Here is a 12,103-nt window from a genome sequence, read left to right as displayed (position 1 = left end):
GTATGCGTTACAAGCGCGTGGCGGCGGTTGCCGCGGCGGCGACTCTGGCGCTCGGCCTGTCCGCCTGCGGTGGCGACAGCGACGACGAGGGCACCGGCGCCGGCAGCAAGGACTTCGCGGCCGGCAGCACCATGGAGCGGCTGAGCAAGGCCCAGAAGATCAAGGTCGGCACCAAGTTCGACCAGCCGGGCTTCGGCCAGAAGGGCCTGTCGGGCAAGCCGGAGGGCTTCGACGTCGAGGTCGCCAAGCTGATCGTGAAGGCACTCGGCATCCCCGAGGACAAGATCGAGTACGTCGAGACGCCGTCGAAGGTCCGCGAGGACGTCATCGTGAACGGCACCGTCGACCTGGTCGCGGCCACCTACACGATCAACGACAAGCGCAAGGAGCGCATCGCCTTCGCCGGGCCGTACTACGAGGCCGGCCAGAACATCATGGTCCGCAAGGACGAGGCGGCCATCACCGGCCCCGACTCGTTCAAGGACGGCACCAAGAAGGTCTGCTCGGTCACCGGCTCCACCCCGGCCGAGGAGATCAAGAAGTACGTCAAGGACGTCGGCACGCAGCTGGTGCTCTTCGACACCTACGACAAGTGCCGCGACGCCCTGAAGGGCAAGCAGGTCGACGCCGTCACCACCGACAACGTCATCCTGCTCGGCTACATCGCCAAGGACGAGGCGTCCTTCAAGATGGCCGGCGACAACTTCACCAAGGAGCCCTACGGCATCGGTGTCAAGAAGGAGGACACCGACTTCCGTAACTTCATCAACGACACGCTCGACAAGGCGTTCCAGGACGGCAGCTGGAAGAAGGCGTGGGACGACACCGCCGGCAAGTTCGGCGCCACCCTGGGCGACCCGCCCGCCGTCAACCGCTACTGATCCGCTAGATCCGGAGGGTGGGGAGGAAACCGACCCGTGAATGTGCTCATCGACAAGTTCGACGTCTTCGCGGGCGGGTTCTGGCTCACCCTCCAGATCTGCTTTCTCGCCGCGATCGGCGCCCTGATCCTGGGCGCCGTCGTGGCGGTGCTGCGAATCTCGCCGGTGCCGCCGCTGCGCGCGGTCGGCACCACGTACGTGAACATCTTCCGTAACCTGCCGCTGACAGTGGTGCTGTTCTTCGCCGCGTTCGGCCTGCCGGCGCTGGGCTCCAACGCCGACTTCCTGCGTATCCCGGGCCTGGATTCGATCTTCAGCCGGCTCGGCACCGACCTGCCCTACTTCCGGTTCGGCCTGATCGCGCTGGTCCTCTACACCGCCGCGTTCGTCTGCGAGGCCCTGCGCTCCGGCGTGAACGCGGTGCCGCCCGGGCAGGCCGAGGCGGCGCGTTCGCTGGGCCTCACCTTCGGCCAGAACCTGCGGCACGTCGTGCTCCCGCAGTCCTGGAAGGCCTCGGTGGTGCCGCTCGGCTCGGTCATCATCGCGATGATCAAGAACTCCGCGCTCGTCGGCTTCTTCGGCGTGGTCGGTGACCTCTCGCAGACCGCCGATCAGCTCACCTCCGCCGGCGGCTACCCCTTCATTCCGGTGGCGATCGGCATCTCCGTCGGATACCTGATCATGACGGTCCCGCTCGGCGCCCTGCTGGACCGGATCGAGAAGCGACAGGCGGTGGCCCGATGAGCCAGCAGACCAGCGTCCTCTACGACGTTCCCGGGCCGCGCCAGCGACGCGTCACGCTCATCAGCAGCCTGGTCGCCGTCGTGGTGGTGCTGGCCGGCGCCTACCTGTTCATCTACCGGCCGCTTGCTGACAAAGGCCAGTTCTCGATGGAGCTGTGGGGGCCGCTGGTCGACCCCTCGAACGAGAACTTCCCGCTCGTCTGGGACCGGATCGGGTACGGCCTCAAGAACACCCTGATCGCCGCGGCGCTGGCCATCGTCTCGTCGCTCGTCGTCGGCACCCTGCTCGCCGTCCTGCGGATCCAGCTCAAGAGCCTGACCCGGCGGCGCTTCACCGGAGCCGCCGCACCTGTGGCGTACCTGCTGCGCGGGCTGAGCTGGGTGCTGGCCGCCGTGACCCGGGTCTGCGTCGAGGTGTTCCGCGGCCTGCCGGTCGTCATCACCATCTTCTTCGTGGCGCGCGGCTTCCCCGAGTTCGGCGCCTCGTTCGACAACCTCTGGTACCTCGTCATCGGCCTGACCATCTACAACTCCGTGGTCATCGCCGAGATCCTGCGCTCGGGCATGGAGGGCCTGCCCTCCGGGCAGGCCGAGGCGGCCTCGGCGATCGGGCTCTCCCCGTTCCAGACCACCGGGCTGATCCTGCTGCCGCAGGCCTTCCGGATCATGCTCCCGGCGCTGATCAGCCAGCTCGTGGTGGTGCTCAAGGACACCTCGCTGGGCTTCATCATCAGCTACGAGGAGACGCTCAACATCGGCAAGCAGATCATCGGCGTCCTGGGCAACCCGATCCAGGTGTACGTGGTGATCGCCGTGCTGTTCATCGCCATCAACTACTCGCTGTCGAAACTGGCCCAGTACGTCCAGCACCGGCTCTCCCAGGGCCGCAAGAGCGCCGGCACCCCGGCGCCGGCCCCGCCACCGGCCGCGCTCACCTCGCAGGCCGAGGGTGCCGGCGGCGTCTGACCCGCCACACGTGAAAGGGCTGGCCGTGAACGGCCAGCCCTTTCGTGTTCCCCGGTCTAGCGGGCGATCTCGGTGACCCGGGACTCGCGCACCACGGTCACCCGGATCTGACCCGGATAGGTCAGCTCCTCCTCGATCTGCTTGGCCACGTCCCGGGCCAGCACCGCCGCGCCGATGTCGTCCACGTCGTCGGGCTTGACCATCACCCGGATCTCCCGGCCCGCCTGCATGGCGAAGACCTTCTCCACGCCCAGCTTGCCGGCCGCGATCTCCTCGATCCGCTCCAGCCGCTTCACGTACGCCTCGAGGCTCTCCCGCCGCGCGCCCGGCCGCCCGCCCGAGCAGGCGTCCGACGCCTGGGTCAGCACCGCCTCGATGGTCTGCGGCGGCACCTCGTTGTGGTGCGCCTCGATGGCGTGCACCACGTCCTCGCTCTCGCCGTACTTGCGGGCCACGTCCGCGCCGATGATGGCGTGGCTGCCCTCCACCTCGTGGGTGAGCGCCTTGCCGATGTCGTGCAGGAACGCGCACCGCTTGATCGTCGGCACGTCCAGCCGCAGCTCGGCCGCCATCACGCCGGCGATGTGCGCGGTCTCCACCAGGTGCTTGAGCACGTTCTGCCCGTACGAGGTGCGGTAGCGCAACCGGCCCAGCAGCGTCACCAGTTCCGGGTGGATCTCGGTGATGCCGACCTCGACCAGCGCGTCCTCGGCGGCCCGGTGGCACAGCTCCTCCACCTCCTGCCGGGCCAGGTCGTAGACCTCCTCGATCCGGTGCGGGTGGATCCGGCCGTCCAGGACCAGCTTCTCCAGCGTGACCCGGCCGACCTCCCGGCGTACCGGGTCGAAGCAGGAAAGCAGCACCGCTTCGGGCGTGTCGTCGATGATCAGGTTGACGCCGGTGACCGACTCGAAGGCGCGGATGTTGCGCCCCTCCCGGCCGATGATGCGCCCCTTCATCTCGTCACCGGGGAGGTGCAGCACGCTGACCACGCTCTCCGCGGTCTGCTCGCTGGCGACCCGCTGGATGGCGTCCACCACGATGTTGCGGGCGCGCTGCTCGGCGCTGCCCCGCGCGTCCGCCTCGATCTCCCGGACCAGCAGCGCGGCCTCCCGCTTCGCCTGCCCCTCGATCGACTCGACAAGCTCGGTGCGGGCCGCGTCGGCGGTCAGGCCGGCCACCCGCTCCAGCTCCCGGCGGCGCTGCTCCTCCACCTCGGTCAGCGTCCGCTCCCGCTCGGCCAGGGCTGCCTCCCGGGCGGCGAGCGCCGCGGTGGCGGCGGTGAGCTGCCGTTCCCGCTCGGCCAGCCGCTCCACCTCCTCGGTGTGCAGCCGTTCCCGCTCGTCCATCCGGGCGGCCCGGCGTTCCACCTCGGCCGCCTGCTCCCGGGTGGTGGCGGCCAGCACCGCCACCTCACGCTCGCCGCTGCGCCGCGCGGTGGCGCGCAGCTGCTCGGCGTCCGCCTCGGCCTGCTTGTGCGCGCGCTCCAGCACGGTGTCCGCCTCGGCGCGGGCGTCGTCGAGCACCCGCCGCGCCTCGGCCCGGGCCGCCTTCGCCTCCGCCTTCGCGGCGGCCGCCTCGGCCCGCGCCGCCGCGGCCGCGGACTTCGCCACGTCGATGGTGCTGTTGGCCTCGCTGGCGGCGGTCCGCAGCGCCGCGAGCGACTGCTCCTGCCGGTCCTTCTCCGCGATGAAGGCCGGATCCTCCGGCGCGGGCGCCAGGCTGAGCCGCTTGAGGGTACGCACGCCGAACAGCACGGCGCCGACCACCACCACGACGAGCAGCAGCACCACCACGAGGAGAACGATGTCGAAGGCGCTCATCGAACCGCTCCGCCGGCCCGGCCGGCGTTGCCGGCTCGTCGATACCCGGTGGCCGGGCTGTCGCCCGCCGATGCGGGGTCGGGGCCGTGTGGCAGACCGCCGGTGAACCTGTGCCGCCCCGCCATGGCCGCCTCCCCCTGAACGTCGGCGCCGCAGGACACGCGCGAAGGACACGCGCCTGCGGCTCTGTACGCCCGACCGGAGCGGCTGGTTCTGGGCAGCTTTCCGTCGGCGGTGACCCGCGAGGGGCACCGCTGGCGGCCGGTTGCAGTTGTCGGAGGCCCCGAAAGGTTCCGGAGCTTCCGTCAAGGGCCGGTGTAGCTGGCCAAAGTGATGCTGTTCTGTTACGAGATCTATGTTGTGCGCTTAGCCTGCGCTGGTCGGGCAAAGTGAGCCTGTATGGCGAGGCTAGGTCGCGAGGGGCCGTTCGGTCAAGAAGTCATGATCAAACCACCCGGACGGAGAGAAGTTACAGCGTCACTCATTGGTGATCAGATGCCGGACAGGCCCGGACAAACTTCGCCGTCCGGCCCCACCACTCGCCGCTCCCGACCTGCTCAGGCCACCTCCCCCATCGACGCCGCGCACCACTCCCCCGCACGATCATGAGGTTGACGGGCGCGATCATGAAGTTGGCCTGGACAAAACGGACGGCAAGTGCCGTCAACTTCATGATCAACGGGGCAGGGGCGGTCGGGGTGGGTGGGTCAGTGGGTGGGTCCGTGGGGGGCGAGGGTGCGGGCTGTGGTTACCAGGGTGGCATTGTCGCGGGCCTGGGTGCCGTCGGGCAGCAGCAGCGTGTCCTCCAGGCCGATCCGGGTGTGCAGACCCCGGCGGACCGCCTCGGCGTAGACCGGCCAGGTGGCGGGCCCCTCGCCGTGCAGCAGCACCGGCGGGCGCTGGTCGGGCAGCGCGGCGAGGATCGCCGCCGCGTCGGCGAGCGCCGTCTCGACCTGTTCGTCCATGCACTCGACCAGGACCCGCCCGGTGGGCGCGGACCAGCGGCGCCAGGCGTCGACCGCAGACGGTGTCCACAGGCCCGCCTCGACCATCACGCCACGCTCGTGCAGGGCGGCGGCGACCTGGGCCGCCCCGGGTTCGTGGGCGTTGACCGAGGCGAAGTCGGGCAGCACCGTCCAGGCGCGGACGGCGGCGACCCGCTCGGCCGGGTCCGGGACGATCCAGGCGCCGGTGCTCACGCCCACCGGCAGGCCGGGACGGGAAGCCCGGATGGCGGTAACCGCAGCGGCGATCACCGCCGGGTGGAGCGACTCGGCGCCGGTGTCGTCGCGCGGGTGCACGTGCACCGCCGCCACCCCGGCGGCCGCGCAGCGCACCGCGTCGGCGGCCAGTTCGGCCGGCGTGAGCGGTACGGCGGGGTGCTCGTCCCGCCGCCGGGTGCCGTTGAGACATGCCTTCAGCACGGTGTGCGCCTCCCCTCGGGACGGCGGCCGCGACACCGACCGCCGGTCGGTCAGTCGACGGCCGGTCGGTCGACGGCCGGCCGGCGGTCGGTCAGTCGAGCCGGCGGGAGTCGAGATCGTGCTCGGCGTCGGCCATCGCGTCGGCGTCGATGTGCTCGGCGAACTCGGCCGCCTCGGCACTCTGCGCGGCCAGCGCGTCCTTCACCGCCCGGATCGCCACCCCGGCCGGGTAGCCCTTGCGCGCCAGCATGCCGACCAGACGCCGGAACACCGCGTCCGGCTCACCCCGGGTGCTGCGCAGCTTGCGGTCCACCAGGGCACGGGCGGTCTCCGCCTCGGTCTCCTCGTCCAGGTCGTCCAGGGCAGCGCCGGCCACCTCGCCGTCGACGCCGCGCTGGCGCAGCTCGTTGGCGAGCGCCCGGCGGGCCAGCCCACGACCGTTGTGCCGGCTGCTCACCCAGGCACGGGCGAAGGCCGCGTCGTCGACGATGCCCACCTCGTCGTACCGGTCGAGGACCTGCTCGGCGACCTCCTCGGAGATGCCGCGCCGGGCCAGCGCGCCGGCCAGCTCGGCCCGGGTACGCGGGCGCACCGCGAGCTGCCGAAGGCAGATCTCCCGGGCCAGCTCGGCCTCGTCGCGCGGCGGAGCCGGAGCCTCCCCTGCGTCGGACTCCGCCGCGCGATCACGGCGTCCCCGGCGGGGCCGGGGCGTACCTGTGGCGTCGCCCGTACGGGGAGGACTGGCATCCCAGCCCCGGCCCGTACGGGCGCGTCGTCCTGCCACGAGTCAGCGGATCAGAAGTCGACCGGCGGCAGTTCCGGGCCACCGGCGGCGTCGCCCGCACCACCGGTGCCGACGCCGAGCTTCTCCAGGATCTTCTTCTCGATCTCGGCCGCGACGTCCGGGTTCTCGCGGAGGAACTCGCGGGCCTTCTCCTTGCCCTGGCCGAGCTGGTCACCGTCGTAGGTGTACCAGGCGCCGGACTTGCGGATGATCGCCTGCTCCACGCCGACGTCGATCAGCGAGCCCTCGCGGGAGATGCCCTTGCCGTACATGATGTCGAACTCGGCCTGCTTGAACGGCGCGGCGACCTTGTTCTTCACGACCTTGACCCGGGTGCGGTTACCGACCACGTCGGTGCCGTCCTTGAGGCTCTCGATGCGGCGCACGTCGAGCCGGACCGAGGCGTAGAACTTCAGCGCCCGACCACCGGTGGTGGTCTCCGGGCTGCCGAACATCACGCCGATCTTCTCGCGGAGCTGGTTGATGAAGATCGCGGTGGTGCCGGTGTTGTTGAGCACACCGGTGATCTTCCGCAGCGCCTGGCTCATCAGCCGGGCCTGGAGGCCGACGTGGCTGTCGCCCATCTCGCCCTCGATCTCGGCGCGCGGCACCAGGGCCGCCACCGAGTCGATCACGATGATGTCGATCGCGCCGGAGCGGACCAGCATGTCGGCGATCTCCAGCGCCTGCTCGCCGGTGTCCGGCTGGGAGACCAGCAGGGCGTCGGTGTCGACGCCGAGGGCCCGCGCGTACTCCGGGTCGAGCGCGTGCTCCGCGTCGATGAACGCGGCGATGCCGCCGGCCCGCTGGGCGTTCGCGACCGCGTGCAGCGCGACGGTGGTCTTACCGCTGGACTCCGGACCGTAGATCTCGACCACCCGGCCGCGCGGCAGACCGCCCACGCCGAGCGCCACGTCGAGCGCGATGGAGCCGGTCGGGATGACAGCCGTCTGCACGACGGGCCGCTCCCCCAGCCTCATCACCGAACCCTTGCCGAACTGCTTGTCGATCTGAGCGAGAGCAAGGTCGAGCGCCTTCTCCCGGTCAGGCCCTGCTGCCATCGTTGCCACCCCTGCCTTCGCCGGCGTCTTTCCTGAGCTTCGCGTCACGCGGGACACGCTAGGCGCTGGGTCCGACAGAAAACCAGCCGACGGGCCGCGAGCTGTGGACGAGCACCCCGCTGTGGACAATAGCCGAACAGGTGTACGACTGGGCAAGCGACACGCGGGATCGATGAAAAGGCTGCTCAGCGTAGTCGGGCGGGCACCCGGTCGGGGTACGCGGCGACCACGGCGCGCCACACCACGTGCGTTTGCTCACCGGCCGCGAGCGCCTGCTCGATGGTCCGCCCACCGAGCTGGGACAGCACCTGGTCCCGGGCGATGCTGGCCGCGTAGCCGGGCCCGAACGCCTCCTCGAGCCGCGTCCAGAAGTCGGTCAGCCGCACGTGTTCAGTCCTCCTCGTCGAGTGGCGCCGGGCCGGGACGGCGCAGCGCCAGCGCCACCAGCGGCACCACGGCGATCGCCGCCAGCAGGGTGAGCGTCGGGTACCCCACGGCCCGCATCACGAACCCGCTCGCCGCCGCCGCGCCCGCCCCGGCCAGCCCCATGAGCAGGTCGGACAGCCCCTGCACACCGGGCCGGTCGGCGGTCGGCACCGACTCCGACAGCAGCGTCGAGCCCGCCACCATCGTGCCCGACCAGCCCAGCCCGAGCAGCGTCAGCCCCACCGACAGCGGCGCCGTGTGGTGCCCGGCGGTGCCGGAGACCGCGCACGCCGCCAGCAGCAGCGCCACCCCGCCGAGGATCACCGGCCGCCGGCCCACCCGGTCGGTGAGCCACCCCACCACCGGCGACAGCGCGTACATGCCGGCGATGTGCAGGCTCAGCACCAGGCCGACCACCGGCAGCACGTCCTCGTCGGAGTGCCACTCGCCGAGGTGCACCGGGGTCATCGACATGACAGCGACCATCACCAGGTGCCCCACCGCGACAGCGGCGATGCCGAGGCGGGCGGCCGGCCGCCCGCGTACCGTGCGCCACGCGGCGACCATGCCACCGCGGCGGGTGACCGCCGGCGCGGCGCCCGGCGCCGGCTCGGCCGCCGCCAGCCGGCGCGCGGTGAGCAGCGGGTCCGGCCGCAGCAGGACCAGGAGTACGACGGCGGTCAGCGTGAACGCGACGGCGCTGAACGCGAACGGGCCGGACAGCGCCGGCAGGCCCCAGCCCCGGGTGGTCTCGTCGGCGAGCGCGGCGAAGTTCGGCGCGGCCACCGCGCCGATGGTGGTGGCCCACACGACCAGCGAGAGCTGCCGCCCCCGGCGCTGCGGCTCGGCCAGGTCCACCGCCGTGTAGCGGGCCTGGAGGTTGGCCGCCGTGCCGCCACCGAACAGCAGCATGCCGACGAAGAGCAACGGCACCAGGCGCGTCACGGTGGCGACCACCACCAGCACGCCGCCGACCGCGCCGACCGCGTACGCGAGAACCAGGCCCGGTCGCCGGCCACGCGCGGCCATGAGCCGGGTGACCGGGATGGCGAGCAGCGCGGCGCCGACCACCCCGGCGCTCTGCGCGAGCCCGGCCAGGGCGGTGCCGGCGACCCGGGCGGCGAGCAGCGCGCCCACCGAGATGCCGATGGTGACGCCGATGCCGCCGATGATCTGGGTGAGGAACAGCAGCCGGACGGTACGCCGCTGGATGCCGGCGACGTCGGGCCGGGGCGGGGCCGGCGCGGTCAGGTCGGTGGACATGCGCGCTCCTGGTGGGACGGGTGCCCCATCCTCCCGTACCGGCCCGCCCGGCCGGCACCCGGTTTCGCTACAGGCCGAGGCCCCGGCCGATGATCTCCTTCATGATCTCGGTGGTGCCGCCGTAGATGGTCTGCACGCGGCTGTCCAGCCACGCCTTCGCCACCGGGTACTCCGCCATGAAGCCGTAGCCGCCGTGCAGCTGCACGCACCGGTCGGCCACCTTGGTCTGCAGCTCGGTGGTCCACCACTTGGCCTTCGCCGCGTCGGTCACCGACAGGCGGCCCGCGTTGAACTCGGCGACGCAGTGGTTGACGAACGTGCGCGCGATGGTGACCTCGGTGTCCAGCTCGGCCAGCAGGAACCGGTTGTGCTGGAACCGGCCGATCGGCCGCCCGAACGCCTCCCGGGAGCGGGCGTACTCGATGGTGAGCGCGAGCAGCTTCTCGCAGGCCGCCACCGCGGCGACGGCGATGCTCAGCCGCTCCCGGGGCAGGTTGGCCATCAGGTGGTAGAAGCCGTGGTTCTCGGTGCCGATCAGGTTCTCCGCCGGCACCCGGCAGTCGTCGAAGAACAGCTCGGCGGTGTCGTTGGCCTTCAGGCCGACCTTGGCCAGCCGGCGGCCCCGGCTGAAACCCGGCGTGCCGCTCTCCACCACGACCAGGCTCACCCCGTGGGCGCCCTGGTCCGGCGCGGTCTTGACCACCACGACCACCAGGTCGGCCATCTCACCGTTTGTGATGAAAGTCTTCTGCCCGTTGAGGACCAGGCTGTCGCCGTCACGGACCGCGCCGGTGCGGATGCCGGCCAGGTCGCTGCCCGCGCCCGGCTCGCTCATCGCGATCGCGGTGACCAGGTCGCCGGAGCAGAAGCCCGGCAGCCAGCGCTTGCGCTGGTCGTCGGTGGTCAGCTCGGTCAGGTACGGCGCGACCACGTCGTTGTGCAGCCCGAACCCGAGGCCCGAGCACCCGGACGCGACGATCTCCTCGTCGAGCACCGCGTTGAACCGGAAGTCGCGCTGCCCGCCGCCGCCGTACTCGGGGTCGACGTCGGGGCCGAGCAGCCCGGCCGCGCCGGCGGCCCGCCACACCTCCCGGTCGACGATCCCGTCGGCCTCCCAGCGCTCGTGGTGCGGCACCGCCTCCCGGGTCAGGAACCGGCGGCACAGGTCACGGAACTCGTCGTGGACGGGTTCGTAGAGATGCTGCTCCATGCCGGCAAGTCTGGCACCGCTCACCCGCCCCGGACAGGGGCGAGCCGGGCGGGGTGGCCCGTCCCCGCGCGGTGGGCCAGGATGGCCGGATGGGCACACTCACGGGGAAACAGGTGGCCGAGGCCGGGCTGGACGGGTGGACGTACCTGCTGGGGGCGTTGCAGACGCGCATCCGTACCCCCGATTTCGCGGCCGGGCTGGCGTTGGTGGCCGCGGTGGGCGCGGAGGCCGAGCGGGTCGATCATCATCCCGATCTGGACCTGCGCTACACCCACGTGGACGTGCGGCTGTGGTCGCACGACGTGGGCGGGGTGACGCAGCGTGACCTGCGGCTGGCCCGGTTCGTCTCGGGGCTGGCCGCGGACTCCGGGCTTACCCTCTCGGCCGCCGGGCTGGCCCGGCTGGAGCTCGCGCTCGACACCCCGGAGCACGCGGCGGTGCTGCCGTTCTGGCGGGCGGTGCTGACCTGGCAGTCGCCGGACGGCCGGGGCCCCGACGACGAGGTACGCGACCCGGACGGCGTGCTGCCCACGGTCTGGTTCCAGCGCTCCGGCCGGGACGAGCCCCGGCAGCGGTGGCATCCGGACGTGTGGGTCGACCCGGCCGAGGTGGACGCACGTATCGCCGCCGCGCTGGCGGCCGGCGGGACGCTGGTCAGCGACGCGGAGGCGCCGAGCTTCTGGGTGCTGGCCGACCCGGACGGCAACCGGGTGTGCCTGTGCACCTGGCAGCAGCGCGCCTGACTCAGCGCAGCGCCTCGGCGGCCACCTTCAGGTCGGCGACCAGGCCCTCGTACGCGACGTCCTGGTTGTCGGCGCGCAGCACCGCCGACGGGTGGATGGTGGCGAGCAGCCGGGCCGCCGGGGCGTCGGCGACCGCGCCCGTCCGGTCCACCGGCACCCGTTCGAAGTCCTCCGGGCGCTGGGCGGCGGCGGGCCAGGGCAGCAGCTCGCCGCGTTGCTTCGTCACCCGGACGCTCGGGCCGAGCAGCGCCTTGGCGGCGGTGGCGCCGAGCACCACCACGATCTCCGGGCGCAGCCGGGCGAACTCGGCGACCAGCCAGGGCCGGCAGGCGGTGACGTGCACCCGGTCCGGGGTCTGGTGGATGCGCCGCTTGCCGCGCAGCTCGAACCGGAAGTGCTTGACCGCGTTTGTGAGGTAGATCTGGGCGGGGTCGAGCGCCGCGTCGTCGACGGCCTTGCGCAGCAGACGCCCGGCCGGGCCGACGAACGGCAGGCCCTTCTGGTCCTCGATGTCGCCCGGCTGTTCGCCGACGAAGACCACGCGCGCGTGCTCGTCGCCGCGGCCGAAGACGGTCTGGGTGGCGTCCCGGTACAGATCGCAGCCCCTGCAGCCGGTCGCGGCGGCGCGCAGTTCGTCGATGGTGTCCGCCGACGGCGGGATGAACTCCTGCGCTCCGGGTGCGCTCTCGGTCTCGGCCATGCCGATCGTTCTACCCCGTCCGGCGGCGCGCACGCGAGTGGCCCGCCGCGCTCGCCCGGAGGTGTTAAGAAGGGGCCCT

General features: G+C 72.1%; 11 protein-coding genes and 1 pseudogene. 4 read left to right on the top strand and 8 right to left on the bottom strand.

What is annotated here, in order from left to right; all coding sequences use genetic code 11:
* The first annotated feature begins 2 nt into the window (after positions 1-2).
* Genes A4R25_RS15275 through A4R25_RS15265 form a run of 3 tightly spaced genes read left to right on the top strand, consistent with a single transcriptional unit; the run spans position 3 to position 2,590 of the window.
* Positions 3-881 carry a glutamate ABC transporter substrate-binding protein gene (locus A4R25_RS15275; protein ID WP_043325728.1) on the top strand — a complete coding sequence of 293 codons (879 nt, stop codon included), beginning with the start codon at positions 3-5 and terminating at the stop codon, positions 879-881.
* 36 nt (positions 882-917) lie between these two features.
* Entirely contained in the window at positions 918-1,625 is a 708-nt protein-coding gene (locus tag A4R25_RS15270; RefSeq protein ID WP_043325733.1) for an amino acid ABC transporter permease, read from the top strand.
* Complete coding sequence (locus A4R25_RS15265; protein WP_043325734.1) at positions 1,622-2,590, top strand: amino acid ABC transporter permease; 969 nt, start codon at positions 1,622-1,624, stop codon at positions 2,588-2,590. Before A4R25_RS15270 ends, A4R25_RS15265 begins: the two co-directional genes overlap by 4 nt.
* A gap of 56 nt (positions 2,591-2,646) precedes the next feature.
* Here the strand turns inward: A4R25_RS15265 and rny are convergent, their stop codons facing one another.
* From rny to A4R25_RS15230, 7 genes and pseudogenes are all read right to left on the bottom strand, one after another.
* On the bottom strand, positions 2,647-4,413 hold the full coding sequence (gene rny / locus A4R25_RS15260) for a ribonuclease Y (RefSeq protein ID WP_064447110.1): 1,767 nt from the start codon (positions 4,411-4,413) through the stop codon (positions 2,647-2,649).
* A 707-nt stretch (positions 4,414-5,120) separates the two neighbouring features.
* Positions 5,121-5,837: a 3-keto-5-aminohexanoate cleavage protein gene (locus A4R25_RS15255; protein WP_064447264.1), complete on the bottom strand. Its 717-nt coding sequence runs from the start codon at positions 5,835-5,837 to the stop codon at positions 5,121-5,123.
* Between the two features lie 91 nt (positions 5,838-5,928).
* On the bottom strand, positions 5,929-6,621 hold the full coding sequence (locus tag A4R25_RS15250) for a regulatory protein RecX (RefSeq protein ID WP_064447109.1): 693 nt from the start codon (positions 6,619-6,621) through the stop codon (positions 5,929-5,931).
* Between the two features lie 11 nt (positions 6,622-6,632).
* Entirely contained in the window at positions 6,633-7,682 is a 1,050-nt protein-coding gene (gene recA, locus A4R25_RS15245) for a recombinase RecA (protein WP_013284729.1), read from the bottom strand.
* A 185-nt stretch (positions 7,683-7,867) separates the two neighbouring features.
* Positions 7,868-8,068: a DUF3046 domain-containing protein gene (locus A4R25_RS15240; RefSeq protein ID WP_030504158.1), complete on the bottom strand. Its 201-nt coding sequence runs from the start codon at positions 8,066-8,068 to the stop codon at positions 7,868-7,870.
* Positions 8,059-9,371: pseudogene (locus A4R25_RS15235) on the bottom strand (MFS transporter). Before A4R25_RS15235 ends, A4R25_RS15240 begins: the two are co-directional and overlap by 10 nt.
* 67 nt (positions 9,372-9,438) lie before the next feature.
* Positions 9,439-10,581, bottom strand: coding sequence for an acyl-CoA dehydrogenase family protein (locus tag A4R25_RS15230; protein WP_043325741.1), 1,143 nt, complete (start codon positions 10,579-10,581; stop codon positions 9,439-9,441).
* A gap of 89 nt (positions 10,582-10,670) precedes the next feature.
* Between A4R25_RS15230 and A4R25_RS15225 the strand changes: the two genes are divergently transcribed.
* A complete protein-coding gene (locus tag A4R25_RS15225) occupies positions 10,671-11,324 on the top strand; it encodes a 4a-hydroxytetrahydrobiopterin dehydratase (RefSeq protein WP_064447108.1) in 654 nt (217 codons plus the stop codon).
* Between the two features lies 1 nt (position 11,325).
* On the opposite strand, the gene A4R25_RS15220 is transcribed toward A4R25_RS15225, so the two are convergent.
* A complete protein-coding gene (locus A4R25_RS15220; protein ID WP_064447107.1) occupies positions 11,326-12,024 on the bottom strand; it encodes a UdgX family uracil-DNA binding protein in 699 nt (232 codons plus the stop codon).
* Positions 12,025-12,103 lie beyond the last annotated feature (79 nt).

The organism is Micromonospora sp. NBRC 110037 (assembly GCF_001652995.1).
Classification (GTDB): Bacteria; Actinomycetota; Actinomycetes; order Mycobacteriales; family Micromonosporaceae; genus Micromonospora; species Micromonospora chalcea.
The sequence above is the reverse complement of the archived record's forward strand: the minus strand, read 5'-3'. Positions and strand labels throughout refer to the sequence as shown.